Raw genomic sequence first — 25,794 nt, forward strand, 5'->3', positions numbered from 1 at the left:
ACTGCTAGTCAGTTGGGGAGAATGATGTTCAGTGCGTGCGGTTTCTTCGCTGTTCCCTGAACCAGCTCCGCGTGCCAGTTCTCTTGGGCGGCGGACAGTAGAGCCGCTGGCGTCGCTGGCGCCTTGCCCCGACGCGAGAGCAGGTGCCGCGCCAACTCACCACGGGTGTGCTTGGCGAAATGGCTCACCACCTTGCGCTCACCATTGACTTCCGTAAAGACATTGACGCCGACGGTTCGTTCCGGCGGTGGCGCCCAAGCGGCCGTATAGGTGCTTGACCGGCAGTCAACCAGCAGGTGGTCCGCGAGTTCCGGTGCGAGGGCGGCAGTCAGTTGGGGTTTCCAAAACGACGCCAGTCGGCCAAGCTCCGGGAGGGAACTGGCCATCGAAAGCCGATACGCGGGTACCCGGTCAGCGAAGCGAAGGGCACCCCACAGCGCAGAGATCACCAGCACCGACTCATCAGCTTTGCGACGCTGCACCGGGGTCAAGGTTCGGTAGCCCAGCGCGTCGTACAAAACTCCGGAGTAAATCTGGTGCGCGGGCGCGGCCGGTTCCGCATGCAGCCGAGTATTGCGTTCGACGTCGTCCCGTAAGGACGCGCCCACGCCCAGCAAGGCGAGGGCATCCTGGTGCGCGCTGACGGTCCCGAGTAACTCCAAGACGGTGGCCCGGTACGTGTTCAGGGTCGGGAAGCTCAGGGAAGACCAGTCGACGGCGGATCCTCGGACAGCGGGCGTCTTGCCTTCGGAAGGGGGGAGCAGAATCAGCACCGTCCGATCCTACCGGCGCGCTGGCGTCTTCCGGGGCCTGGTGGGGTGCACGCCCCGGTAGACTAGGGGATGGATGGGTCGACTAGGCGGCCGCGCGTCACGCAAGTGACTCGAGGAACGTCCGGGCTCCGCAGGGCATGGTGGTGGGTAACGCCCACTCGGGGTAACCCGCAGGCCAGTGCCACAGAGAACAGACCGCCTGCTTCCCTCGCCGCAACGCGGGGGAGCGCAGGTAAGGGTGAAACGGTGGTGTAAGAGACCACCAGCTTCCCGGGTGACCGGGAAGGCTAGGTAAACCCCACTCGGAGCAAGGCCAGACAGGACACGTTTGAGGGCTGCCCGCCCAAGTGTCCGGGTAGGCTGCTAGAGGGCGTCGGCAACGGCGTTCGTAGATGGATGGCCGTCGCTCCCTGACCGGTAACGGTTGAGGAGAACAGAACCCGGCGTATCGGTCGACCCATCCCTTCACTTATCTGCCCGCCGTCTCCATGGACCGGACGGAGTTGACCTGGGCCAATCCGTTGGGGATTCTGAAGCGTGCTTACTATTTCTGACGTCCCGGTTGTGCCCGGTCGTCCCGCCCGTGGCATCCGTATGCAAGTGGTGGGGCTACTGGGCTTCCTCGGCTTGTCGATGGCGGCCTGGACCATTGCCTCAATTCCAATCATGCTCAACTCCACTGGATGGTTCGCCACGTCTGCCAAAGCCCCCTGGACACCACCGGGCTGGATGTTCCGGACCATGTGGATGTTTCTGTATGCTGCCATGGCTGTCTCGGCTTGGCTGGTGTGGTGCCGTTATGCGCTTCAAGGGAGCACCCGGTTCTGGTACGTTGCCCACCTGATGTTCAACGCTGCCTGGCCGCTGGCATTCTTTGGTCTCCATCCTTTGATCGGAACGGCCGCTCTCTGGATTGCCCTCGCCGTCTTGACGGGCCTCTGCGTGTCCGTTGGCTTCCTTGTGGTGCGTTTCGGGCCCGTCAGCAACAGCGCGGGACTGTTGGTGCTGCCATACCTCTCGTGGGTCATCTATTCACTGAGCTTGAATCTCTACTCCGCGCTCAACAACTGAGATGCGGTGTGAGTGATTTCACTCCGCCCCGTGAGGCATTGGCCGGTTTGCCACTTTAGAATGGAACCTGAACGTAGAGGTTCTTCCGCCGGAACTGCGTTTGCAGCCGGCGTTTTTCTTTGCCTACGTTTGGCGCTCAGGGCCGAACCCTGCGGGCGCCATCGCCACTGGACATCAATCAGGTGGCCGCCAACCGTGTACGAGGACGTGCGCGGCTGAACCGAGGAAGGTATTTCTGTGAGCCAGACTTCAGATTCTTGTCTTGACAAGTGGGTGGGCCGCGAGGCCCTCGCCGAGGCCATGATCCCGGTGATCGGCCGGCTGTACCGCGAGAACAATGTGGTCACCAGCATCCATGGCCGGAGCTTGATCAACAAGTCCACCATGAACATCCTCAAGGCGCACCGCTTTGCCCGCCGGATGAGCAAGGACGAACTGCTCCTCGAAGAGACAGCACCCCTGTTGAACACGTTGGCGGGACTCGAACTGGGTGCCGCTGCCATCGACATCGCACGGATGACGCAGAAGTTCAAGGAGGAAGGCAATGGCGACTCCCTGGAAGACTTCCTGCGTGCTGAACTGGCCGACGTCGTGGGTAAGCGTGGTGCCGATGAGCGCACCAGCACCGACGTGGTGCTTTACGGCTTTGGCCGGATCGGCCGTCTGCTGGCCCGGCTCCTGATCGAAAAGGCCGGTGGCGGGCACGGCCTGCGACTGCGCGCCATTGTGGTCCGCCGCGGCTCAGACAACGACCTCGCCAAGCGCGCCAGCCTGCTACGCCGCGATTCGGTGCACGGCTCTTTCGAGGGCACCATCCGGGTCGACGAAGAGGCCAACACGATCACCGCCAACGGCGTGCAGGTCCAGGTCATCTACTCGGATAACCCGGCCACCATCGACTACACCGCCTACGGCATCAAGGACGCCCTGATCGTCGACAACACCGGCCGGTGGCGCGATGAAGAAGGCCTCTCCCAGCACCTCCTGTCGCAGGGTGCAGCCCGTGTACTGCTGACCGCACCGGGCAAGGGCGCCTTGAAGAACATTGTGCACGGCATCAACCACGGCACCATCGAGGACACGGACGCGATCGTTACGGCCGCTTCGTGCACTACTAACGCGATCACCCCCGTGTTGAAGGCCATCAATGACAAGTTCGGCGTGGTGCACGGCCACGTCGAAACGGTGCACTCCTTCACTAACGACCAGAACTTGATCGATAACTTCCACAAGGGAGACCGGCGTGGCCGGTCCGCGGCCTTGAACATGGTCATCACCGAGACCGGCGCCGCGAAGGCTGTTGCCAAGGCACTGCCAGAGCTGCTCGGCAAACTCACGGGCAGCTCCATCCGGGTCCCTACCCCGGACGTGTCGCTGGCGATCCTGAACCTGACGCTGGAGAACGGCACCACCAAGGACGAGGTCAACAACTACCTCCGCGAAATGTCACTGCACTCGACGCTGCGCAAGCAGATCGACTACATCGACTCTCCCGAGGTTGTCTCCACCGACTTCGTAGGTTCGCGCCGCACGGGCATCGTGGACGGCCTCGCGACTGTCTCCACCGACAAAAACCTGGTCCTCTACGTCTGGTACGACAACGAATTCGGCTACAGCTGCCAGGTTGTCCGCGTGATGGAAGAAATGGCCGGCGTGAACCCGGTGTCGTTCCCTATCAAGGAATCTGCGGCAGCCCTGGCAGCCATCACGGTCTAACGCCAGCAAATGCTGGGCGAATTCCCGGCTGGTTCTCTGGAATCAGCCGGGAATCGGGACCACACTGGGGAGATGGAAAAAGAAACGGCAGTCATCCACGACAGCACCCTCGAACACGCCCTCGACGTCGCCAAGGCCAATCACAAGGAAGCCATTCGTCTGGTGGAGGGTGCCAAAGCGGCGCATGCCACCGGTGACGTCAGTGCAGACCGGGTCCAACAGCTGGAGGATTTGCTGGGCGTTGCCGAGGAGGACCTCCGCCGGGTCATCAAGGAACAGTAGCTCCCGGCCCGGAGTTGTCCTCCACACTGTGGATATCTCCAACAGGTCGCAGCATCACGCCTAGGCTTTCCGTGTGGGACTTTTCAGCTCTGGCAGCAGCTCGTGACCGTCGGGTGGGCCGCGTATCGCAGCGCCCGACGGCGGTCACGGCAGGCCTGGGGGATCATGGCGGCCGCCGCCGTGCTCTTCATCGCAGTGGTGGCGTGGTTCTTCGGCATCGGACAGTTTACGCTGGCGTCGCCAGCAACTGCGGGCCCCACCGAGGCGCCTGTTTTCGATGCGGCCTGGATGAATCCGGTCCAGGAACCGCATGATGTTCCGGCTGGCAGTGCTGCGGCTGCTTTAGCCAGTCTCCAGGTCAAAGGCCGCGCCAGTAAAAATGGCTACACGCGCGAATCGTTCGGCCAGGCCTGGGAGGACGCCGACCACAACGGCTGCGATACGCGTAACGACATCCTCCGGCGTGACCTCACGGCGTCGCGTTTCACCGAGGGTTCCCGCTGTGCCATTGCCAGTGGCACCTTGCTGGAGCCCTATACGGGCCGCTCGCTGAACTTCAGCCGTGGTGGTGACACCAGCGCGGCAGTCCAGATCGACCATGTCGTGGCCTTGGCTGACGCCTGGCAGAAAGGGGCGCAGGGGCTGACGCCCGCACAGCGCAGGACACTGGCAAACGATCCGCTCAACCTCATTGCCGTTGATGGTGACGCCAATCAGGAAAAGGGCGCAGGCGATGCTGCCACGTGGCTACCGGCCAGTAAGTCCATTCGGTGCCACTACGTTGCCCGGCAGATCTCCGTCAAGGCCGCCTACGGGCTCTGGGTGACGCAGGGCGAAAGGGACGCCATGGCCCGGGTCCTTGATTCCTGTCCCGCCCAGTCCACCCTTACGGCGGGCTAGCGCTAGTGTCCGAACGGGTCCGGATCGACACCAGGCATCCACGTCAGGCCCGGAACTCCCCAGCCGTTCTTCTTGGCCTGTTTCATGGCTTTGCGGCTGTACCGATCCATCAGTTTATTGACGTAGAGCTTGCCGTCCAGATGGTCGAATTCGTGCTGCAGCACGCGGGCAAACCAGCCGGTCGCTTCGAACGTAATGGGCTCGCCAAAACCGTCAACCGCGTCAACGCGGGCCCACTCAGCGCGCTTGAGGGGATACTGTTCGCCGGGGAACGACAGGCAGCCCTCTTCCTCTTCGTCCGGATCCGGCACGGCACCCGAAACCTTGGACAGGGTCAGGACAGGATTGACCAGGGCGGCGCTGGTGGGCGCCCCGTCGTCGTTGTCGTATTTGTACACGAAGAGGCGTTTCCCCACCCCGACCTGCGGGGCAGCCAGGCCCACGCCGTTGGCCGCTTCGTTCGTTTCGAACATGTCGGCAATGAGGGTGCGCAGATCGTCGTCGAATACGTCCACTTCGGCAGCCCGGCGGTGCAGTACGGGTTCTCCCCAGATGGTGATTGGCAGAACAGTCATGATTCGGTCCTTCGACGTGCGGCCCGGGCAAGCGCTGGGCAGGGAAAAAACAAAGGAGGCCGCACCGGATATCCGGTGCGGCCTCCTTCTGGATGGCTGCAAATACCAACCTGTGCGGGTGAGCTACGGGGGTCGAACCCGCGACCTCCTGGACCACAACCAGGCGCTCTGCCAACTGAGCTAAGCCCACCATGTGCCTACTGAAATGTCCGGCGAACCGGCCTCCCGTGAAGGCAACTCAAATAGCTTACCTGCTCCTCAGGGCTGCTCGGTACAAATTTGGCTCATTCGCAGAAAAAACCATGAAACGTGGCGCAGATTACGCGGGCGCCTGACCATTTTCAGGAGTGGCAGCGAGGGTCTTGGCGATTTCCTTGGCCGCGGCGCTGTCCGGCCCGGGAGCAGGGACAAACACTGCCTGCCGGTAGTACCGCAGCTCGTCAATGGAATCGATGATGTCACCCAGGGCACGGTGACCGCCCTTCTTGGCCGGCGCCTGGAAGTAGGCCCGCGCGAACCAGCGGCGGGAGAGTTCCTTGATAGTGCTGACATCGATGACGCGGTAATGCAGGTGGTCCACGACGGCGGGCATGTCGCGGACGAGGAAAACGCGGTCGGTTCCTACCGAGTTGCCGCCAAGAGGGGCCTTCCCCGGGTTGGGAACCCATTGGGTGATGTAGGCGAGGACTGCTTCCTGCGCCTCAGCCATGGTCTTGCCGTTCGGAAGCTCCTTGAGCAGCCCAGAAGTGGTGTGCATGTCCCGGACAAAGTCGCTCATCTGCGCCAGTGCTGCGTCGTCAGGTTTGATGACCACGTCCACGCCGTCGCCGAGGATGTTCAGTTCAGAGTCTGTGACCAGTGCGGCCACCTCGATCAAGGCGTCATTTTCGGTGTCAAGACCGGTCATTTCGCAGTCGATCCAGACGATTCGTTCGTTAGATATAGGCACCCGACCAGCCTACCGTTACACTCCTGGTGCGGTGGCCGATGCTAGGCTTTCGGGAAACGCGGCAGGCATGGCCTGCCCTGGCAACGTGCCTGATTTACCGGCGCAGCGCCGTCGAAGCGGCGCGCCGAAGCACCACGGATAAGCGAAAGAATGGACGATCCTGAGATGACGCCGCCCACGCCTGCGACGGGGGACCAGGCGCCTGTACCAGCCGCAGCGGTGCGCGCCGAGGTGGATAACCCCGCCTCCTCGCTGTGGTCCGGTTTTATCGGGTCGTTCTTCATGTTTGTCGGTTCGCTAGGCGTCGGCTGGCTCGCGCCCGTTTCTGAGCTGCGCAGGCTTCCCCTGTTCATCTGGATGCGAACCGAGGCGATCGGCGTCGCGCTTTCCATTGTCCTGCTGGCCGTTGGCGGCATGCTGTTGGTGCGGGCCTGGCTGCGGCTCGGTCAACGAGTGCGTGTGTGGGGAGAACAAGCGCACCGGGTGACGCTGATTGCCGTTGCGGCTTGGAGCTTACCCATGGTTTTCAGCGTGCCGCTCTTCAGCCGTGACGTGTACGCCTACATCGGCCAGGGCCGGCTGATGGTGGAGGGTTTCAATCCCTACGAGAACGGCATCTCCGCCCTCTCCAACTATTTCCAGCTGGGCGCGGACAAGATGTGGACCGAGGCGCCAGTGCCTTATGGTCAGCTCTTCCTGTGGATCGAGCAGTTCGTGGTGTGGTTTACCAATGTGCACCCCGAGGGCAGTGTGATGCTTTTCCGGCTGGTGTCCGTGGTGGGCGTGGTGCTGTGCGTGATCTACGTGCCCAAGTTGGCCGCCCTGCATGGCGTGAATCCTCACCGGGCCCTCTGGCTGACAGCAGCAAACCCCCTGTTCCTCACAACTTTTATTGCCAGTGTTCACAACGATTCACTCATGATTGGCTTGGCGCTGGCGGGCCTCTACTACGCGGCGACGCACCGGGTGATCCGTGGCATTGTCCTGGTGACGCTTTCGATCGCGGTCAAACCCATCACCATCGTGTTCCTCCCCTTCATCGGCCTGCTGTGGGCGGGGCGCGACGCCGGCTGGTTGCGGAAGTTCACATTCTGGGCGTTGACAGCGGGGATCAGTTTCGGACTGCTGGTGCTCATGAGCCTGGTGAACGGGTTTGGTTTCGGCTGGATCAATGGACTGTCCGCGCCCGGCAGCATTGCGATCTGGTACGCGCCGGTGGGCCTGATCGGGATGCTGGTGGCGTCTCTGGGCAGCGTCTTCGGACTGGACGGGTCCACGTTGGCATCGATTGTGGCCAATATCGGCAAGCTGATTGCCGTGGGGATCGCGGGCTGGCTGATCCTGAAAGGCGACCATGACCGGGTGATGCGGCGACTGACCCTCGCCTTTGCCGCCGTCGTGCTGCTCTCGCCGATCATCCAGTCCTGGTACGTCGTATGGCTGATCCCGTTGTTTGCCGTCACGGGGATTCGGAATGACTGGCAGGTCAAGGCGCTGTACTTTGTGGTGTCGTTCTTCATGATCTATTCGATCTCGGACCAACTGGAGGTATTCCCTTACCTGCAGGGCACCGACGTTGGCCTCGCCTTGCTCTTTGCCCGGATTGCGGCGGCGATTACCGGTGTCTTGTTTGCCCTGTACCTCGTATTTTGGGACACGAAAACCCGGGGGCTGTTTCGCACCATCGACGTGCCCGTGGTGCAGCACCCCATTAGCTGAGGGGTCAGGTGGCTGCCGCGGTCCGGGCAGTGAGTCTGCGGACGGCTTCCCGGCGGGACAGCGGGCTGAGGCTGGCTGAATGTTCGGCCACGAATGCCGTGACCCAGCCCGGTGAGGTCTTGGCGTATTCGCGAAGCGCCCAGCCAATAGCCTTGCGGATGAAGAATTCCCTGTCGGCAAGGTTCGGTTCGATGACGGCCGCCAGCAATGCCGTGTCCGTGTCTGATTTGGCTTTGAGCTGGGACACGATCGCGGAGCGGCGCACCCAGAAGTCCTCGTCGGTGCGCCAGGCTAGGATCACAGCTGTCATCTCGTCCCGGTGGGCCTGCAGCAGTCCACAGATCCGGCTCGACACCGAGTCGACGAAGTCCCACCACGCACCCGTTCGGATGATCTCCTCATAGATTGGCAGCATCGCCAGATCGCGGGCCACCATCCTGTTCGCCGTGAGGTCGATCGCGGCGTAGCGCTCTTCGCGGAAAGTGGACGTCCGCCACAATTCCAACACCGTGGCCCGCAGTTCTTCAGCGGACTGGAAAGGCAGTTCGACTACGGCTGCGGCGGTCAGCCGACGAACCTCTGGTGAGCGGACGCCCAAGGACGGCATTTCCGACTTCATGTAGGCCTGCGCACCGGCGGCCCGGACCGGGTCCACGCGGACGGTCAGAGCTGCCCGGATAGCTGCCAGGAGCTCTCGATTAACCAGGTCCGGGGTATCCATGCTGCAACTGTAGCCAGTTTGGCGGATTACCCGCGGGCCTGAACCGTTCTGGCCTGCCTCGTGACAGGCCAGAACCGGTTCCTGCGGTGCCCCAGGAGGGAATCGAACCCCCGACCGGCGGATTAGAAGGCCGCTGCTCTATCCCCTGAGCTACTGGGGCGCTGGCGTTCTCACATATCCAACGCCTGAAAAAGCTTACAGTGCCGGGCGCGCTTACGCAGTCGCCACCGAATCCACTTGTCCGCAGCAGCTCGGTTTTCCACATAGCGAGCTTTGGGCCTCCCCAGGCGGGAGCAGCGGCGTGATGCTGGTTCTGCCGGCAACGGCAACTCCACCAGAAGACGGGACAACACCATGATCGACACCATTACCGTTCGGGGCTTTGTGGCCACGGACGTCAAGAGTTCAACCACCACCGGGGGAGTAGCAGCCGCTTCCTTCCGGATGGCGTCCAACGTGCGGCGCTTCGACCCGGCGACGCAGACCTGGGTCGACGGACACACCAATTGGTAGGTAATGACAAATAGTGCTACGAAAACAGCCCCTGCCGGGAGAAACAGGGGCTGTTGGTCTATTCGTCCCGATCTTCGGGAGGTTCGGTCTCCTGTTCGGTATCCGTGCACAGTGCACAGATGCCGGTGGGTAGGAATGGGTCGATATCGACGTGTGGTCCGGTGTGGTTCTTAGACATTGGGCGCACCTCCTACCGCGACGCCGGGTAGTGTGGTCGGCCATGGGTCGGTGGTCTGCCACGAGAAGGAACCTTGCCAAACCTGAGCGCAATTGCCTTAGCTTCCACCTGAGCCACAACCGGGACGGGTACGGTCACGAGGTCATCGGACAATAGCCACGCGGGGGGTGGAGTAAAGGTGACGGTGCCGGTAACGGCTGCATCGAAGACCGATGCGTCTGAAAAGTGGGCTGTGATAGCTCCTGTTGCTAGTGGCATGACAACCTACGCGTTCTGGATTTTGGTAACGCGTAGACGCGAACCAAACGTAACGCCTGTGGAGCTAGCTACATAAGCGTTCAGGACGGTGTTAGCCGGTAGGTAGAAGGTTCCGGAGAGTTGGACCTCAACGGCACCGTAAGTACCGGGACGGTTTTGGACTAGCAGTTTGGTCGCTGTGGTGGCATTCAGGATGCCCACGTCAACACTGCCCGGTGTCGAGGACGGCAGGTACATAAGTGTCAGCGTGTAGACGCCGGTCTCAAGAATCTTGAGGTTTCCAGCGGTCGTATCCGGAGCCACAAAAGTATTGTTGAAAGTCACGGATGTATCGGCTGTGAACGCGCCGAAGACAATACCGTTACCGGCTGGTGTGCCCAACTTAGCGACGGAAGTGAATTCAGCGTGACGTAGGCCTGCGGCCTTGGTGAGGGCAGCGTCTACCGACTCTGCGGTTTGCTGCATGACTACAGGCACGTTCGGTGCGACCGAGCCGGATGTGTAAGAGATGAGGTGTTTTAGTGTTGCTGGCATTGCATTGCTTTCTATGAGTTACAGGTTGTTTTCGATTTCGATATCCTGCGGCTGACGGAGCCGTACGGACATGGAGCCGGATGGGAAGTTGAAGTAAACGGCGGATACCAACAGGCGTTCTTGTTCGCCTTCGGGCAGGGTTGCGGTGACGGTCTGCGCTGGGCGGAGCCAGTACGCGGAGATTGAGTTCAAAACGAAGCTGCGGCCACGGCGGGACATTGCTTTGAGTGCTGCGGTTGCCGCTGCATCTGCCTGTCCTTGAGTGGCTGGCTTATCCTTTTCAAGGAATACGGAGTTGTAACCGATTTCCCCAAGAGAGAAAGGCCCTGCTGCGATGTACGCGTGGCCGTAAACGGTTTGTTCGTTGCCGTTGATATCGCGCCACCTGTAGCGAATACAGACAGCGTTTTTGAAGTTGTCCCGCGAAGTGACCGAGTTGGTTTCGGTGAGGATTCCACCGCCACCAGTTGTCATGTTCAGGGCTGTGTCAGACACGAGCGCCTGAGGCTTGGCAATGCGCCACGTACGGTCAGAATCGACGTAGACCGACACACCGGCACGAGCTGCGGACTCCGCTATGAGGTCCCAACCGGACTGCCCCGGCTCCTGTACCAGACCTGCAACGGCTTCGAATCCGAATGAGTTCGGGTATTCCGACACAACAGGGGGCAATTCCCCGCCGATAGTCCCGATAAGGACGTGATATTTGACGGCATCGAGGAGGTTCGATTGCGGCGGCTGGCTATCCCACGCGAGACGTTTGTAGTCCATCGTCAGGCCCTCGTCGGACCAGAGCGAAAGAACCATACGGTTGGACGGTCTGCGGATTTCACGGCTGCGTACGTGGAGATCGGCGAGGAGTTGCACGTCCTCCTCGACACTGTCGTACTTGTAGCCTGCCCAGATCTTTACGCGGAACGTACGGCGTGCGTCGAGTGCGTCCAGAACCGTTTTATCGGTCGGGATTTTGCACGTAAGTGTCGCCTGAATGCGAGGTGCGCGTGAGTCGTCAAACTCCACGGAACCGTCTTCTACGTCCAGCTCAACAGGCGCGGCACCGTCTGGATATGCGGTTGCGGTGATGATGTGACGCGCTGAAAAGCGGATGCGCTCTTCGGCGTCTGGTGCGTAAGGTTTGGTGCTCATAATGTGTCCTGAATGGTGAGGTCATCGAAGTTTGCGAATGCTGCGGCTACGGCATCGAAAGAGCTGTAGCTAGAGGCCAGGGCATCGAACGTCCAGCCCAGAGCGCCAGCAAGGTTTCCGTAGGGACGGGCAACCTCTTGGTAGCTGACGGCCATGCGGAACTTCGTTGCGTCGCCCTGTACTGAGTACGGGCTAACGTCGATTCCGGTGGCTGTGAAATACATATCCATGCCGGGAACGGTCTGCTTCAGCAGCACGGCTTCCCCACGGTCGAAAACGCGCACAAGACGGTTTGCATCGGTGAGCGAATCAGTCCAGATTTCAAGGGAGCCGGTACGGGTACCGAGCTTGCCCATTACGACAATCGGATCGCTACGGCCAATGATCGTATGGAGAGTGGAGTTAGTTTCGCGGCCTGCTGAGTAGTCAGTGATTGTGGAAACTGGCTCGGAGTAGTTCGGTGCGATAGGTACCAGTAGCCATGCCGAATCCAGCATCAAAGTAGCCGTAGCTGTGGCTGTATCTGCGGTCGTGGTGACTGTGTAGGAGTTCGGTCCTACAGCGCCCTCGTAGTCTGTGACAATGGTGACGCCGGTAGTTGCAGATGGAATCTGCCCTGCGGCTACTCGTACGGACTCGACGCCGTTAGCATTGCTGCGGGTAATGGAACGGATAGAGCCGGTCTGGGTGATTTCAAGGACGATAGCGCCCGTTGCGGTGTTTGGAGTTGCGGTAATTGTGGTCATGATTAGGGCAGCGCGATTGCCTGCCCGCCTCCTCTCGGGGCTACGTCAACGAAGATTTTGCGGCCTTGTTGGGACCAAAAGTATTTGTCCATCGAAGTACCATCTGGCTGAAGGGTGACCGGAATTGTCCGGCCCTTTTGCAGCTCGAATAGCTTCTGTTCGGCATCGGTTTTATTGAGCTGAACCTCGGTCTTCACAACCGGAGGAGTCTTGAGAATCGTGTCGATAAACTTCTGAGCTGCGTCACGGTTGCTGTTAAAGGCAGGCAGCACTTGATTGATGAGAGTGTCTTTTTGCGCGTTGAACTTGGCGGTTACGTCGGTGACGTTTCCACCTGCGGCAAGCTGATCCTCTGCGAGCTGGCGAATACTGTCCGCTTGATCCATCACGGCGCGTTGGTTCTCGCGGCCTTTGCTGGTATTGATATCGAGCGTCGCGCCGTTCTGCGTGAACTTCTCGTTCAGACCGTCCACGGAATCCATGTAGTCCAGCTCAGAATCGATTGCGGAACGCTGTGCACCTTCGAGTTCGCGGGTAGCGTCTAGGCGCTCCTGCTGCGCGTTTTTGAGGTCCTCTTCGTACTGTGTGTGCTTCTCGACAGCTTCGGCAGATTCGCCCATAGCGTCCGTGTAGTAGGCGTTTGCGTCAGCAGCTCGACCGTTATTCTTGGTCTCCTCTTCGAGGGCATCACGAAGCTCCTGTCCAGCATCTACGCGGGCCTTGATAGCTTTACCGTCGTCGTTATAAAGGACCGAACCACCTGCGAGCTGCGTCTGGTTTTTCTTCAGCTCTTCGCGGTCACGTGCTAGGGCCTCATCTAGTTTCTTGAGCGAATCCTGCGCTTTGTCAGAGTCGCCGCCGAATCCTTCAAAGATTTGTTTTGCGAGGTCCTTGTTACTACCAATAGCCTTTTTAACGCGCTCAATATTTGTTTCGGATTCGTCAGCCCACGGTGTAAGCCAGTTGTCCTCCTTGACCACGGCAAAGGCCATGTCCATGATTTTCCCGGCGAGGTCCGCATCATCGATCTTGCCGCCAGCTTCGTAGAATTCGCGTGCCAGCTCGGCTACTTTTTCGGTGGCTTCGTTGTTCGCTTCGGCTAGCTCCTGTGCGGCGGTGATCGCCAGACCAAGACCGGCAGCAGCGATAAGACCAGCAGCAGCGCCAGCAGGTCCAAAGCCAACAAAGGCGTTGGCCAATACCTCCTGAAGACCATCTGCAACATCTTCGATAGAACCGAAACTTGCTGCGGCCTCCTTGGCGGTCGAGGCGGACTCACCCTTGAGTTCTTCCATACCTTCACCGGCTTTGTCGGTACCGTCCTTAACGGACTTCCCGATGGACTTACCTACGCTGTCTGCCTTGGCGTCTACGTCAGCAAGGGCCTTAGTGAGGTCGCGGTCGATCTTCTTGGCCGCGTCATCCATATCGGATTCGATATTTTTAGCGGCCTTCTCCATATCATCTGAAAGTGACTTAGAGGTCTTATCGCCGGTCTTTTCAACATCCTTCAGCGAGTCTTCGATATTTTCGAGCGCGTCAGTGATCTGATCGGCACCCTTATCAGCATCGGCATCGATTTTGATGGGAATTTCAATTGGTTTTCCAGAAGGCATTTTTAACTCCCGTCAATGGTCTGGTGAATTCTTTTGGTTATGGTTTGAACTGATAGCGAAGTGATTCGCTTTATGGATGCTTTAGCGGCTGGATTGATGACGTAGCCGCCTTGGCGATACTGCGGAGATTGACGCGAGACTCGGCGTGTAACGGTGTGCGACTTGCCCTTGGGGCTACGTCGTCCGTATTTGGTGCGTGCGTTGGGATTCTTCGATCCGTACTCAGCGGAGTACAGGAGGAAGGAAGAGTTGGCCGCTGCGCCGCTGGAAAGCTTTCTGCCTGAGCCAGCAGCTCGGAGGATCATTGTTGATCCAGCCTTGACGGTGTTACCGGTTCGAAAGGTTCGCTGCGAGATGCGGTTAGCACCAAGACGCGAATTAACTTCCTGTTTCCAAATAGGACCGGCCTCGCTGCGCTGGTAGCGGCGGAGATCATTTTTGATCTCTTTCGGCAATGCGCGGAAACGCTTTTCGGCGGCAGTGAGGCCGGTCCTTTTGGCGGAGATCATTTAGACGCCGTTGACGATTACCGGCTGACCGGATACGGGGAACTCGGCTGAAGAGGTTGCAACGCCTACGCCGCCACCAAGGACGCTAGGAGCCTTGATAGTCGCGGTAAATGTGATCTTCTGGGTTGCGGTTCCGGTTGGCTGAATAACAACAACCTTGTTCTGTCCGTGAAGCGAAATAAGCTTCATCGTTAGAGTTGTGTTAGCTGTCAGGTCCTGTCCGAATTCAAGCGACGCGGACCAAATCAGTGCACCGGTAGAAGTCTGGACGTTTCCTGAAACAGGAATCCAAGTTGTGTCGGTCGAAGTGGTCGAAAGAGACGCGGAAGTAATGGCGTCTGAATAGTCAACACCGTCGATGGTGACAGTTTCTGTGGTGACATTTAGAACTTTGTGTGGAAGTGAAGGCATTTTGTGCCCCTTTCAATTAAGATTTGTAAGCGTTTTCGGTGGATACGGTTATCGAAATTTCGTAACCGATATAGGAATCGTTGAATGTTGCGCGTTCGGCGGTCGTCCAGTTGACGTTTCTAGTTCGTGTGAGGGTCCGCATTACCGCGTCCAGAGCTAGCTCTAGGGCTTCCTCAGCCGCTGCGGTGTCTTTCATCGGAGTGATGACAACAATGCGTAAGGATTCGGATAGTGCTGCGGCCTGCGGTGCGTTGGTTAGGGTTTCGCGGTAAACGTTTACCCAGACCTTTCCTCGTGCTAGGTTTTCCGGAGCATTCACCGGGTAGTCATGCACAAGGAAGAGCGGGTTATCGTCCCTAATCTCTTGAGCAATTAGGCTGCGGATTGCGATGCTCAATGTCCTAGCCTTCCGAGAGGAGAGGTCTTGGGACGGAGCAAATCGCGAGCGAGGAATACTAGCGGATAAGTCGGGACAACTTGCCCGTCGGAATCGAATTCGGTTCCCTTTGCGCCGTTCCCAGCCTGTGCCCAGATGTGTCGAGCTTGGAGGATTTCGGCGAGGAGATAAGCCCTCGGCACTGTTGCGCCGTCCGGAAGGGTGGGCGCATATGCAATGCACAGCGAATTAGCTGTGGACATAATTACGTCGAGCACTTCGGGGTTAACCGAGTCGGCTTCTTTCCAGATTTCAAAGATCAAAACTTGGTTTTCGTAGTTCCAATACATGCGCCCACCCTTTCTTTAGTAGGAGAAAATGAATTACGGAGTAGGAGGAAGGACCTTGACAATGGCCTTCTTTTCGTGCTCGACAAATGCGGTGTAGCCGAATACAGCTTCGTCAAATCCACCGTGGGAAACGTCTTCGGCTTCTACGCGAATAATCGATCCGAATTCGAAGAACTGAAGTGCGTTCTTGTGACCGACATAAACGGTGTTGGCTGGGAGATCGTTAGCAACAACAATCTGCATTCCGTCCATCGATCCATCAGCAAGGCCTAGGGAAGTGGTAAGGAACTTGAGGTTGTCGAACTCAGTGGTTAGAGCCATTTCGCGGTGTAGGTCAGCGGAAAGAATGGCGAACGTAGGAAGTTCGTTTGTTGTGGCCAGTACGGCAAGAGCGCCGTCTAGGATGCGGGAGAAGCCCGGAGCTACACCGGCAACGTATGCCTTGGCTGTGGTGTTGGTAGCCATAGCCTTGATGCGGTCTAGGACTCGCTTGTCAGAGAGCTTGGCGTAACCTTCGGTCTGCTTCTCGAAGAGGCTGCGGAGGAACTCAGCGTTACCAAAGTCGCGGAACTTGCGGTCAACCTTGACGCCGTGTGCACAACGTAGGGCCTCTTCGGAGTAGGCAACGGTTGTTACAGCGTTCGATGGAATCTCTGCAAGGTCACCGGCGTAGGTGTCAACGAGGAAGTCACCAACGAACTTAAAGCCTTCAACCTTCCAAGAGGTCAAGACGCCTGTGGATACGAGAGGAGCAAAGCGACGCTGGTAGCGTGCACCACTCCAAAGCTCACCAAGGAAGGCAGCCTGTTCGATCTTCGAGGTGTGGCCGGTGTGGGTGACCGGCGAGAGGGCAAAGGCGTTTGTTTCGCCTGCAAGCCCAGTGTCAATAAGGGCCTCACGTACACGTGCATCCTTGCGAGCTTCGGCAAGGGATTCGTAGGAAAGGGTTACGGCTGGCTGTGTAGGTGCTGGAACTGCATTTTCGTTCATGTTAAATCCATTCGGGTTTTCCTCTTCTGAGGATTCTTCGGGTGTTGTTAGTGGTGATTCCTCTTCGGAATCCTCTTCGGCTTCGGCCTCAGAAGTTGGTTCAAGTGCTGCATCAATTGCGTCAATTGAAGTTTTGATTTCTTCCAGCGCCGCTCTAATCTCTTCGTCCTCCGAGAAGGCCTGAATTAGTCGGGCTGAACCAAGCGCCGGATTGACACAGATACCGGCACCGGAAAGGGTGGCGGACGTAATGAGTCCGGTTGCTGGGGACATTTCGGACAGCTCCATGGAGATGCCTGTACGCAATCCTTCTTTTGCTTCGGTGAAGGTGTCGCGGCCTAGAGTTGTATCTGCAAGCGTTACGGTGCAGAAAAGTCCCTCGGACGTAGATTCGAAATTGGAGAGCTTGCCAATCGGGCGGAACTTATCGTGCTCGACGTTGACGATTGCGCCTTCAGCATTTGAGAAGTTGATACTTCCAGTGGAGAATGTAGCGTCACGGTCGCGAGCCTTTTCGCCATACGGTGCAAGTTTGTAGCGGAGTGTTCCGCGCTGTTCCGAGAAGCTAATTAGCTGTCCCGTTGAGAATGTTTCAGTCATAGTTAGTCCTCGTTTGGATTGGGCACGGTGCCCTTTGTGGTGTCATTAGGTGCGGTATCGAATGTCGAATAGTCGAAACGAACGCGTGTGCCGGGATTAGTCACGTCTGCTAGAGAAAGTCGGTCGGCAATTGGTTCGGTAAAGGACTTGATAGACAGTTCGAGGAGTTCCGATTTGTTTTGTAAGGTGCTGGAATAGGTGTCTGACGAACCGTCTGCGGCACCCTCCAAAAGCTCAGCCTTGATATTCAAGTGATTCGAGAGGTCTAGACGGATTGCATTCCTCGCGGAAGACATAAAGGTGTTGGCGTTATCGGATGCGCCGAATCCTTCAATGGAGATTCCGTAAGGGACATAAACCATTCCGCCGCGATTCGCAGTGAGTGAGTCGCGTAGGTCGTCCATTGCGTCTTGAACTTCTTCTTTGGTGTTTTCGGCACCTGCGACGGTTTCGCTGACCAAAGTGACAGGCTCGGCCACGGCTGCGCGGTTATTGATCGTGCGAGAAATGCTGGTGTATTGGCGCACGGAACTACGGGCCGAATCGAGGAAGCCGTTACCGGGAACTAGGCCGGAGAAGAAAATAATGTCAACAGGATTGACAACTTTGTCATCAATCTTGACAGCGCTTTGAGCGTCTACTCCCCAACGTTCGCGCGAAACGTGCTGTGCTGCGGTGATATTTCCGTTTTCGTCGCGCTCAACCTGCCAGAGGGAGCAGTTATAAAAGATCAAATCGTGGATTGTGAGGGCGATTCGGAGCTGCGGGGTCACGAATCCATAGCCTTCAGCGAGCCATGGAGTTGAATTGTCGTCTGAATCTAGAGTGAATCGGCTAGAAATGCCGCTGAAAAGGTGGATTGCACGAGCTACAGCAGGTACCTGCATGGCCTCTGCGACGCTTACAGGGAAGTTTGAGGTGTCAATATCGGGGAAGATGACCGGCGCAAGAGCTGCGGTAGGTGAGAGGATGCCTGCGGGCAGGGAAATAGAGGCCGCTGCATTAGCAACCCAGCTTTGTTTTGAGAAAATGCCCAAGCTAACTCCGTGTTAAATAAAAAGACGCTCGACCCCCGCGCAACCAATTTGCAGGCTGGGCGGAGGGAGCGTCATTTGTCTACCGAAGTAATTGCTTCGGTGTATAACTAATTATACCATTGAATATTTATGCAGTGCAGAGAAGTGTGCTAGTATGCCCCGCCGCGAGGTCGATTAGTAGAGCGTTTCTTGCGGCCTGCGGCGTCGTACAGTGCGTTGGATGCAGCGACTAGGGGAGCCACGTCCGCCGTTGAGTTCCTACGGCCAAAGAGGCGAGCGTCATTCACATAGCGGAAGTTCGCACCTTCAGCACCGGAATCTAGGGATGGGTCTAGAGCGTGAATGAGGTTCCGGTCTGACAGGGCACTCATGAGAATTGCCACGCCTGCCGACACTTCCTTAGCGCCGATGGACTCGATGCCAGACTGTGGAACCCCACGGAGGCGCTGTAGCTCCTGTATGACTGCGAGGTTGTTGCCAATACGGTCATAGACAACCGGCACGCCGCGTGTAGCTCGGAGTAGCTTCGCCAGCTCATTGGGGAGCCATGAGTAACCCGCACGGTGGGCTAGGACTTGCACACAAGGCGTTCCCTGTTCCGAGTACCAAGCCACGGATAACGCTGAGCTGGAACCGTCTGGTGCAACGTCGAAGCTCACGGAGAAGTTAGCCGTAGGCAAGGGCAACATATCCGGCACTTGCGTAGCGGCCCAGTCTTCAGGATCAATTGCAGCGATAGAGGACGCGGACGGGTCAAGGCACAGGAACTCCCTAGCGAACGAGAGGAGGCCTTGTGTAGCGAGGGCCTTCCTAAGGAACTTGATGGAGACAAGACCAGAGGAGAGGCCGGGGTACACGCGGTGCCAGACCGACTCATCAGATGCATCATCCGTAGAGAGCATGGAGTAGTCCAGGATTCCTAGGTCCTCTGTACCCTTGCGGCCTGCGGTTAGGTACTGCCAGAGCAGGCCCTCGCGAGTACGTGGGGGAGTACCTGTGATGATCAGTTGAGCGTTAGGACGGGTAGCTAGTACCGGAATAGCGCCGGATAGCAGATCGTCAGAGACTTTGGAGTCGTATTCGCCAGCTTCATCTAGCAGGATGCAGTCAGCAGCCATGCCCCGGACGGCAGACGCCATAGGTTTGACAGCACGCCAAGAGCTACCGTTCTCCCAAACTATGCGAATCGATCCGTTGGATTTGTAGAACCGGAACGGGCGTGTGGTTTCGTCGGGGTATGCCATTTCCAGTTGACTGCCCAGCTCGGCCAAGAACTGTTGGCTGAGAGTTCCGCTCTGGGCTGTGGAGATGATCTTGTAGCCGGGGATATTGAAGCAGCGAGCTAGCAGGGTGGCTTGAATGCTGGAAGTCTTCGTAGCACGTCGGCCCATTTGAATTACGGCCTCGGGGTATAGCGGGGTACCGTCTTCGTTCTTGGCTTCGAGCAATTCCGCAACTTGAATTCCCTGCGGGAGTAATTCAATCCCCATATCGGCTGCGGCCTTGTGTGCCCCTGTGAGGTCCACGGAATTAGGAATGGGGGAATTGTGTCGGGGCTGCGCTATAAATGTCTCAGCGGTCATTCTGTGACTCCTGAGCGGCATCAGGGAGGGTTTTTGTGGAGCAGGACGCGGGGCTTTGGTCGTCGTCAGAAAAAACTTCAGAATTTTCTAAAATATTTTCAAATTGCGGACGTTCGACCCTCTTTATGCGCGACTGAACTCGTTGCACTTTAGTTTGGCTCGGTCTTGCGTTCGCCTTCATGTTGCATGACGCATGGCTAGCCGCGAGACTCGACGGGCTATCGATGTCAGCCTCACTCAGTCCAGCCAGTTCAGCGAACGCACGAGGAGTTGTGTGGTCGGCGTGCCAGTTCATCTCGGCGGTGACTATCCCGCCACAACGGAAGCATGGAGCAGGCAGCGTGGCCCGTACGATTGCACGCGCACGGTTGCTGCGCTTGGCACTGTACCCGCTAGGCACTTAGCACCTGCGGTGTAGCCACATATCCCCACGCGGGGCAGGCCTTGATGTACTTACCTGTAGACGGGCGGTGATACCAGCTCTTGCCTACTTGCTCAATTAGTGCGGAGCAATTCACGCATACTGTTTCAGTCATGACGATACCTAGATGTTTAAGTCAGTTCGTCATTTGTCTGTTTCTCCGGTCAGCTCCGGTTGGGCCTCATACCCTGGGGGGCGCAGTCTTTCCTGCGTGTCACCTGAGTCATTACCCTTTAGGTTTCGGGGGATTGCTATCTAACGTATTAACCTCGTCGGATTTCTTATTGCCTACTTTGGCAATGATTAGCTTGGCAAGTTCTAGAATGTAGAACCCAACCACGATAACCATTATGGCTTCAAGCGGTAGGCCTAGAAGGCTTGTGTAATCCACAGGTCTTCCTAACTACTATTTGTCAAGTAGTTGACACTTCAATTATACCATTGCCTAGGGCAAGTAGTGCTTCGAGTTCAGCACGGAAGACTGCAATCTCGGCCTTCAACTCTGCGCCTTTGTCTCTCATTGTTCCCCCTTTCCAAATGCTTCAGCCATTGTTTCCCGGCATCTCATGAATAGCTCTTCCTCTGCTGTGAGGTCCTGCTTATCTTCTAGCTCTAGGATTCGGTCTAAGACTCCCTGATACTTCGCGGTCCTCCAGTCTTCGCCGTAAGCCTTGCGATTATCCGCTACTACCTTTGAGTAGTAACGAATCATCTTCTCTGTGTTCATTTCTCCTCCTTACTTTTTAGATACTCTGCATACTCTTCAGGCGTTCCATGTCGCCATGCTCCGCTGTCCAGTGCGCGCTGGTATGTATCCCATCCTTGGATGATTGCTAGGTGTTCCGCCGTGTGGTATTCAATCCACGCTGCATCTCCATATGCGATCATCACGCCCGGTACTTCGATCATTGGATAACTCCTGCTTTCTTCAGTTCCTCGACTACTATCCTGCGTACCATTTCTTCCGTGGTCTCTTCTCGGTTGCGTTCCATCTCGGCTACATATCGTTCTAGTGATGCGTTCATATCCGCTCCTGCGGTCGTGTGTTATTGGAGCGTCGCTGCGTCTTTTGGTGATTAGCTCTGTGCAAGTCCGTGCAAGTCTCTGTGCAAGTTTTTTACTTGCATAAGCCTGCATAGACTTGCATGGACTTGTGTTAAACCTGCATAAACCTGCATGGAGCCAATAACCTGCACACTTGCACCCCCCCCTATAGGGGGGTGCAATGCAAGTAGGCAAGTCAGGTCTTAGTCATCCGAATCGACAGATACCATCATCCATTTAGGACGGCTATCATTTCCGAGATTCTGAATGATCCCCTTGTATTCGAGGGTGGATAGATGCTCTGAAACTACATTGCGGTTAAGGCAGGTCTTCTCAGCAATCTTGAGTGCTGAAGTACAGCCTGCGCCGATTGCTTCACGGACCTTGATTTCATCGAGCATACCGACGCGCTCTTGACGCTCAGCAATGGATAGCTGAGGCCCTTCAGGGATAGCCACGCCGCCTGAACCTGATCCACCTTCGAAGTGAACAGTTTCGATAACATAGTTCAGTTTCTTGTCAGGGTCCTTGGAGCCTTTCACCTTCTCAAAAGAGAGTGTCCTTGTTCCCGTTGCGTTTCTCTTGAGCTTGATAAGCAAATCCATCATTGCTTTTTGAGAGGAAGCGCCACGGCCTGAGCCTGTATCGGTCTTGCCCTCGTGGTGGATAAGCAATGCAAGGAACTTACCTTCGTTCGCCCAATCCTGAATTGGCTTCAGAGCGGCCACCATATCCACGTTGGAATTCTCATCGACGCCAGACAGGATATTGGCCTGAGGATCGAAGACAGCAAGGCTTAGGTCAATTCCTGCTTTGGTGATCTTCTCTCTCATTGCCTTCAGTCCAAAGAGGCCGGGGGCAACTTCCAGAGTTGTGCTGACAGTAAGTGTCTGCCCTTCCGCTGCGTCCCAGACCAGAAGCTTAGAAACGTCCGCTGAGGGGTGCTTAGCCTTCCAAGCTTCAACCATGTCCCAGAACGGTTGCCCACCCTCTGCGGCCACATACAGGACGTGTGAGGGGCCTCTGGTGTTGAGCGGTAGGTTCTGCCACGAGTCCAGCCCTGCACAGATGCTTAGAGCTAGGTCAACCATGGCGATTGTCTTGCCAGCAGAGGATTGCCCATAGAGCTGTCCGATGCCTACAGAAGGGATGTGGTCCTGGACTAGGTGCGGGAGAGCTTCACGAATCTTCAGGAAGTCCACTGTCAGGAACTCGGCGTCTTTCACCATTCCATCCGGTGCTTCGTCAAGCTCTGACTTCAAGAGCTTCGAGTAGCTTTCCAGCGCTGAGGCCTGTTGTAGCTTGTGACCTGCTGAGAAGTGCGAGCTGAACTTATCGGCTGCTTCTGGGTCGGTCTTCTTCAGGGCTGGGAGCGAGTGATAGATAGCATCCGTTACTACTAGGTAGCTGGCTGCTAGCCTCTTGATGAGTTTGTGGATGAACCAATCACCCTCGGTCTTGATGAACTCTGTCCCATCATGTACGTACCAAGCTGCTTCCGTCTTCACGTACACAACGCCACCCTTGATGAACGTAGCCAGAGCCTTAGCGATAGCCAGCTCGGTGCCGGGTATGGTCTCAGGGGTGACGCCGTCGCCAATAAGGCTCTTCTCAAACGCAAGCTTGCGGTCATCGGAAAATATTGCTTCGAGGATTTCACTCTCGGATTTGATTTCTAGGTCCACGGTATGTAGCCTTTCATTGTGGACATCTCTAGTCTCTTCGCAGGAGGTATAATAGAGAGTGTCTGCGGTAAATAAATTAATCGGTAAGGCCTCTGTTTCCAGCAGGGGCCTTACTTAGTTTTCTGGGAATATTCCTTCAGTGGCTGCGGAGTCAGGGAGACTCCCTACAAGTCCGGGAATGTTATAGAAGTATTGGTTCCCATTGTTACGGTCCCTGAGTAGTAATAGGACCATTCTCCCGTCACTGACCGGAGTTACTGACAATACTTCGATATTGGGTGCGATTCTCATTTTGTGTCTTCCATTTCCAGTGGGTTAGTGGTTTCTTCCCAGACCTTGTCGGCAAAGGTTCCGATGTATCCGAGACTTTCGGCTTCTATGATCAAACCGCCGTCAAACTCCGTGGCCTTGTATTCGAAAGCCCCGTGTTCTTTTCGCCCATCGGTGTAGTGGTTGACGGTTTCAACCTTCAACAGGCCGGGGCAGGATGTGCAATAAACCTTGCCTTCACTGTTGTAGTAGTTGTACCAACCTGTCGGTAGTGCGGTGAATCCTCTGTCGATCTGTTCTTGACGTGCAAAGCTCATTTAGTTCTCTCTTTCGGTTTTTGTTGCTGTTGTTGGGTACTTCTCAAGCGCTTCGGTAAGAGTCATCGAATCGTCAAATGCTTTTTGTACTCTATCGATCTGCTCTTGTGTCATTTCGTATTTGCGCTTCACTTGCTCTCCTCTGTGGATAGTTCTTCTACTCGGTCTTCTAGGTACATAAGCTTCTGGCGGTAGTCCGCCTCTTTCTTGCGGTTCTTCTCAAGTAGCTGGCTGTAGAATGTTTCGCTCATAGAGAGTCGTCGCTTGGCTTCGGATAGTTCGGTTCTTTGGTAGATGCCGGGATGGGACATGTTCGTTTCTTTCTGTAGGGTTTTTCTTATGTACCTATTATCTCATGCACATAAAATAAGGGTGCGTGCAAACTTTTCTCAGCGCCCCCTCAAATGCCCCGTTTAGCCGCGTATTCTAGGGGTTTTTCTCGTCGCTCTCCGACACTTCACAACCATTATTAACTTCCTTTTGGGCAGCAAAAAGACCCCCTAGCTATCGGAGCTAAGGGGCCTCTCTGTGTGCTTCTCGAAACATCCGCACCTCTCAAGCGTAGCGTTTCTTGAACACCACCAGTTCAGGACGCCAGCGTGCGCCTTTCTTCGAGGGTAGAAAGGTGATCGACTCGAAGACGGTTTCAATCATCCGGCGACGCTTGGCAAGAGGCATAGCGTCCCACTCAAACACCACGGCAACATTGTCGGCTTCCTCTTCCGGAGTCGGTACGCGTACGAGTGATACCTTCTCGAACTCCCGAATCTTTTGATCCAGCTCGGCCATACGGGCATCATGCGCGTCACGGAATGGTCTGATATCGGAAGGCCTCATCTTGTCTCTAGCGGCCTCTTTCATCCAGTCTGTCCAGTCCTTCTCTTCCAATGCGCGAGAGGCCCTAAGGCCCCGTAGCGCCTCCTTATCGGCCACAATCTCGGCAGTGTCTAGGGAGGCAAATTCGAGAAGGGTATTCATGATGACAAGGTCATCTACTTTGTCCATAACCTTCGAGATGTGCTGGTGCTGGCAGCGGTAAATCCACCGTTGGTTTTCAACGCCGCTCTTAAGTTTGCGCGGTGAGTAGGTCCCGTAGACAGGCTCCTTGCACTCACTACACGTGATCAAACCGGAGCATAGGTATTCCTTATCCGTACGCTTGGCCTGTCCACGTCCCGGCGTCTTGAGGACCGCGCAGACCGCTTTCCACGTATCCAAATCTAGAATGGCGTCCCAGTTACCCGGCACCAGATCGAAGCTGACCTTCTTACCGTCCTTGTCCCTCACTACATTGTGTTCCATCAGACCTGCCACGCGAGGTTTGAGAAGGATTGTCCGGAGTGGTCCACGTGCCCACGTGTTACCGAATGATGTAGCTACCTTTCGATCATTCAGCTCACGTACAGCATCGGAGATTGTGCCGCCGTCGATAATGAACTCAGCAACCCACCTAATGGCGTCTGCCTCTTCCTTGATCTCTTTACCTTCGAGGGTCAGGCCGAATGGCCTACGTCCGCGCCAGTGATCCTTACCAGCTTCTCGGTCCTGTGCGAACTTGGCACGCTGACGGGCAGCACGTTTCTTTAGCTCGTCGGCAGCTACGGCGACTTTGATGCGTGCGTAGAGGATGCCGTTATCTGTCGAGAGGTCAGCGTCGCCGCCCACCGTCGCCAACATGAGGCCTTGCTGATCCACCATTGCCAGCAGATGTTCAAACTCCATCGGCACGCGCCAGAGTCGGTCAAGGTCCCATGCGGCTATGGCGTCAATCTCTCCCGCTTCGAAGTCCTTCAGCATCTGCGCGTACTGCGGACGGGGCACCTTGCCGGATGCTGAGGTGTCATTTTCGAGGTATTCCTTGCCAGCGGTCCAGCCCTTGCGAGCCAGCATCTTATTGATGTCGGCGCGTTGGCGGTCTACAGCTAGGCCCTCCTCACCTAGGCGGATTCCCTTGTCAGCAGAGATGCGGAGGTACACAGCACAAGTTGTCATGAAAAAAACGGTAGCACTATTTGTCACCATCTGTTGGTATGAAGTCCAGGCCTACCGGCAGATGGCCGGGAACGTGAGCTGCAGCCTGCGCAAGGGTCAACCGGTGATTGTGGTGGGCCGGATGAAGGTCCGGAGCTGGGAATACGAGGGCAGGAACTATTTCGTGATCGAAATCGACGCAGATTCCATCGGCCAGGACCTGAAGAGCGGGACCGCCAACTACACGAAAAACCCCACCAGGCCGGTCATGTCCCTGATGGAACAGGATTCAGCGGACGACGCCGATCCAGAGAACCGGGGGAGCGGTACCTTCCAGCCGTCCCCGGACGGGGAGGATCCTGGCGCCCAGGGCTTCGAGCACGACGTGTTGGTGGAAGACACCGACGGTGCGCTGTCCACGTTGGATCTGGAGACGGGGGAACTGGCAGACAACCGGGCATAGGCATCGGGACGGGGTGCAGGCAGGGGTCCGCTTGCACCCGGATTGGGGTCACCGACCGCTGGCAAATGGA

At 56.9% G+C, this 25,794-nt stretch carries 26 protein-coding genes, 2 tRNA genes, 1 other RNA gene and 1 pseudogene; 8 read left to right on the plus strand and 22 right to left on the minus strand.

Annotation, left to right across the window (positions count from 1 at the left end; all coding sequences use genetic code 11):
• Positions 1-8: 8 nt before the first annotated feature.
• Positions 9-773 carry a YaaA family protein gene (locus tag PSET11_RS14865; protein WP_124093112.1) on the minus strand — a complete coding sequence of 255 codons (765 nt, stop codon included), beginning with the start codon at positions 771-773 and terminating at the stop codon, positions 9-11.
• Between the two features lie 74 nt (positions 774-847).
• Between PSET11_RS14865 and rnpB the strand changes: the two genes are divergently transcribed.
• From rnpB to PSET11_RS14890, 5 genes are all read left to right on the plus strand, one after another.
• Positions 848-1,237, plus strand: an RNA gene (rnpB, locus tag PSET11_RS14870) — RNase P RNA component class A.
• Positions 1,238-1,310: 73 nt separating this feature from the next.
• Complete coding sequence (locus PSET11_RS14875; RefSeq protein ID WP_238989180.1) at positions 1,311-1,844, plus strand: TspO/MBR family protein; 534 nt, start codon at positions 1,311-1,313, stop codon at positions 1,842-1,844.
• A 237-nt stretch (positions 1,845-2,081) separates the two neighbouring features.
• Complete coding sequence (locus tag PSET11_RS14880) at positions 2,082-3,560, plus strand: glyceraldehyde-3-phosphate dehydrogenase (RefSeq protein WP_124093113.1); 1,479 nt, start codon at positions 2,082-2,084, stop codon at positions 3,558-3,560.
• Positions 3,561-3,632: 72 nt separating this feature from the next.
• Positions 3,633-3,842, plus strand: a complete 210-nt coding sequence (locus PSET11_RS14885) for a hypothetical protein (RefSeq protein WP_124093114.1) — start codon at positions 3,633-3,635, stop codon at positions 3,840-3,842.
• Positions 3,843-3,944: 102 nt separating this feature from the next.
• Positions 3,945-4,742 (plus strand): HNH endonuclease family protein, encoded by a 798-nt coding sequence (locus tag PSET11_RS14890; RefSeq protein ID WP_124093115.1) that lies wholly within the window; start codon positions 3,945-3,947, stop codon positions 4,740-4,742.
• A 2-nt stretch (positions 4,743-4,744) separates the two neighbouring features.
• On the opposite strand, the gene def is transcribed toward PSET11_RS14890, so the two are convergent.
• The 3 genes from def to orn form a co-directional block, all read right to left on the minus strand.
• Positions 4,745-5,317: a peptide deformylase gene (gene def, locus PSET11_RS14895; RefSeq protein WP_124093116.1), complete on the minus strand. Its 573-nt coding sequence runs from the start codon at positions 5,315-5,317 to the stop codon at positions 4,745-4,747.
• A gap of 117 nt (positions 5,318-5,434) precedes the next feature.
• A tRNA-His gene (locus PSET11_RS14900) sits at positions 5,435-5,507 on the minus strand.
• 129 nt (positions 5,508-5,636) lie between these two features.
• Entirely contained in the window at positions 5,637-6,266 is a 630-nt protein-coding gene (gene orn, locus PSET11_RS14905) for an oligoribonuclease (RefSeq protein ID WP_124093117.1), read from the minus strand.
• Between the two features lie 165 nt (positions 6,267-6,431).
• On the opposite strand from orn, the gene mptB reads away from it, so the two are divergent.
• A complete protein-coding gene (gene mptB / locus PSET11_RS14910) occupies positions 6,432-7,985 on the plus strand; it encodes a polyprenol phosphomannose-dependent alpha 1,6 mannosyltransferase MptB (protein WP_124093168.1) in 1,554 nt (517 codons plus the stop codon).
• Positions 7,986-7,989: 4 nt separating this feature from the next.
• On the opposite strand, the gene PSET11_RS14915 is transcribed toward mptB, so the two are convergent.
• Both PSET11_RS14915 and PSET11_RS14920 read right to left on the minus strand, forming a co-directional pair.
• The gene (locus PSET11_RS14915; protein ID WP_203415991.1) at positions 7,990-8,706 is read right to left on the minus strand and encodes a DNA alkylation repair protein; all 717 of its coding nucleotides are present in this window, start codon (positions 8,704-8,706) and stop codon (positions 7,990-7,992) included.
• 87 nt (positions 8,707-8,793) lie between these two features.
• A tRNA-Arg gene (locus tag PSET11_RS14920) sits at positions 8,794-8,866 on the minus strand.
• Between the two features lie 194 nt (positions 8,867-9,060).
• On the opposite strand from PSET11_RS14920, the pseudogene PSET11_RS16670 reads away from it, so the two are divergent.
• A pseudogene (locus tag PSET11_RS16670) lies at positions 9,061-9,216 on the plus strand (single-stranded DNA-binding protein); the annotation flags it as partial.
• 445 nt (positions 9,217-9,661) lie between these two features.
• On the opposite strand, the gene PSET11_RS14925 reads toward PSET11_RS16670, so the two are convergent.
• The 16 genes from PSET11_RS14925 to PSET11_RS14995 form a co-directional block, all read right to left on the minus strand.
• On the minus strand, positions 9,662-10,120 hold the full coding sequence (locus tag PSET11_RS14925; RefSeq protein ID WP_124093118.1) for a hypothetical protein: 459 nt from the start codon (positions 10,118-10,120) through the stop codon (positions 9,662-9,664).
• 87 nt (positions 10,121-10,207) lie between these two features.
• On the minus strand, positions 10,208-11,335 hold the full coding sequence (locus tag PSET11_RS14930) for a hypothetical protein (protein WP_124093119.1): 1,128 nt from the start codon (positions 11,333-11,335) through the stop codon (positions 10,208-10,210).
• Positions 11,332-12,081: a hypothetical protein gene (locus PSET11_RS14935; protein ID WP_124093120.1), complete on the minus strand. Its 750-nt coding sequence runs from the start codon at positions 12,079-12,081 to the stop codon at positions 11,332-11,334. Before PSET11_RS14935 ends, PSET11_RS14930 begins: the two co-directional genes overlap by 4 nt.
• 2 nt (positions 12,082-12,083) lie before the next feature.
• A complete protein-coding gene (locus PSET11_RS14940) occupies positions 12,084-13,697 on the minus strand; it encodes a hypothetical protein (protein ID WP_124093121.1) in 1,614 nt (537 codons plus the stop codon).
• Positions 13,698-13,699: 2 nt separating this feature from the next.
• Positions 13,700-14,206: a hypothetical protein gene (locus PSET11_RS14945; protein ID WP_124093122.1), complete on the minus strand. Its 507-nt coding sequence runs from the start codon at positions 14,204-14,206 to the stop codon at positions 13,700-13,702.
• Positions 14,207-14,617 (minus strand): hypothetical protein, encoded by a 411-nt coding sequence (locus tag PSET11_RS14950; RefSeq protein WP_124093123.1) that lies wholly within the window; start codon positions 14,615-14,617, stop codon positions 14,207-14,209.
• Between the two features lie 16 nt (positions 14,618-14,633).
• Positions 14,634-15,014, minus strand: a complete 381-nt coding sequence (locus PSET11_RS14955; protein ID WP_124093124.1) for a hypothetical protein — start codon at positions 15,012-15,014, stop codon at positions 14,634-14,636.
• Between the two features lie 362 nt (positions 15,015-15,376).
• The gene (locus PSET11_RS14960; RefSeq protein ID WP_124093125.1) at positions 15,377-16,933 is read right to left on the minus strand and encodes a phage major capsid protein; all 1,557 of its coding nucleotides are present in this window, start codon (positions 16,931-16,933) and stop codon (positions 15,377-15,379) included.
• Between the two features lie 2 nt (positions 16,934-16,935).
• Positions 16,936-17,970, minus strand: a complete 1,035-nt coding sequence (locus PSET11_RS14965; protein ID WP_124093126.1) for a hypothetical protein — start codon at positions 17,968-17,970, stop codon at positions 16,936-16,938.
• Between the two features lie 149 nt (positions 17,971-18,119).
• Positions 18,120-19,553, minus strand: a complete 1,434-nt coding sequence (locus PSET11_RS14970; RefSeq protein ID WP_124093127.1) for a hypothetical protein — start codon at positions 19,551-19,553, stop codon at positions 18,120-18,122.
• A 938-nt stretch (positions 19,554-20,491) separates the two neighbouring features.
• A complete protein-coding gene (locus tag PSET11_RS14975; protein ID WP_124093128.1) occupies positions 20,492-20,701 on the minus strand; it encodes a hypothetical protein in 210 nt (69 codons plus the stop codon).
• Positions 20,698-20,883, minus strand: coding sequence for a hypothetical protein (locus tag PSET11_RS14980; RefSeq protein ID WP_124093129.1), 186 nt, complete (start codon positions 20,881-20,883; stop codon positions 20,698-20,700). The genes PSET11_RS14975 and PSET11_RS14980 overlap by 4 nt, the downstream gene beginning before the upstream one ends.
• 338 nt (positions 20,884-21,221) lie before the next feature.
• A complete protein-coding gene (locus tag PSET11_RS14985) occupies positions 21,222-22,703 on the minus strand; it encodes an AAA family ATPase (protein ID WP_124093130.1) in 1,482 nt (493 codons plus the stop codon).
• Between the two features lie 287 nt (positions 22,704-22,990).
• Positions 22,991-23,290 carry a hypothetical protein gene (locus PSET11_RS14990; protein ID WP_124093131.1) on the minus strand — a complete coding sequence of 100 codons (300 nt, stop codon included), beginning with the start codon at positions 23,288-23,290 and terminating at the stop codon, positions 22,991-22,993.
• A complete protein-coding gene (locus PSET11_RS17020) occupies positions 23,291-23,422 on the minus strand; it encodes a hypothetical protein (RefSeq protein ID WP_282432715.1) in 132 nt (43 codons plus the stop codon).
• A gap of 423 nt (positions 23,423-23,845) precedes the next feature.
• The gene (locus PSET11_RS14995) at positions 23,846-25,282 is read right to left on the minus strand and encodes a recombinase family protein (RefSeq protein WP_238989182.1); all 1,437 of its coding nucleotides are present in this window, start codon (positions 25,280-25,282) and stop codon (positions 23,846-23,848) included.
• Here PSET11_RS14995 and PSET11_RS15000 point away from each other — a divergent pair.
• Complete coding sequence (locus PSET11_RS15000; RefSeq protein ID WP_238989183.1) at positions 25,281-25,724, plus strand: single-stranded DNA-binding protein; 444 nt, start codon at positions 25,281-25,283, stop codon at positions 25,722-25,724. The two genes, PSET11_RS14995 and PSET11_RS15000, sit on opposite strands and share 2 nt — an antisense overlap.
• Positions 25,725-25,794 lie beyond the last annotated feature (70 nt).

This window comes from Arthrobacter ulcerisalmonis (genome assembly GCF_900609065.1).
In the GTDB taxonomy this organism is placed as follows: domain Bacteria; phylum Actinomycetota; class Actinomycetes; order Actinomycetales; family Micrococcaceae; genus Arthrobacter; species Arthrobacter ulcerisalmonis.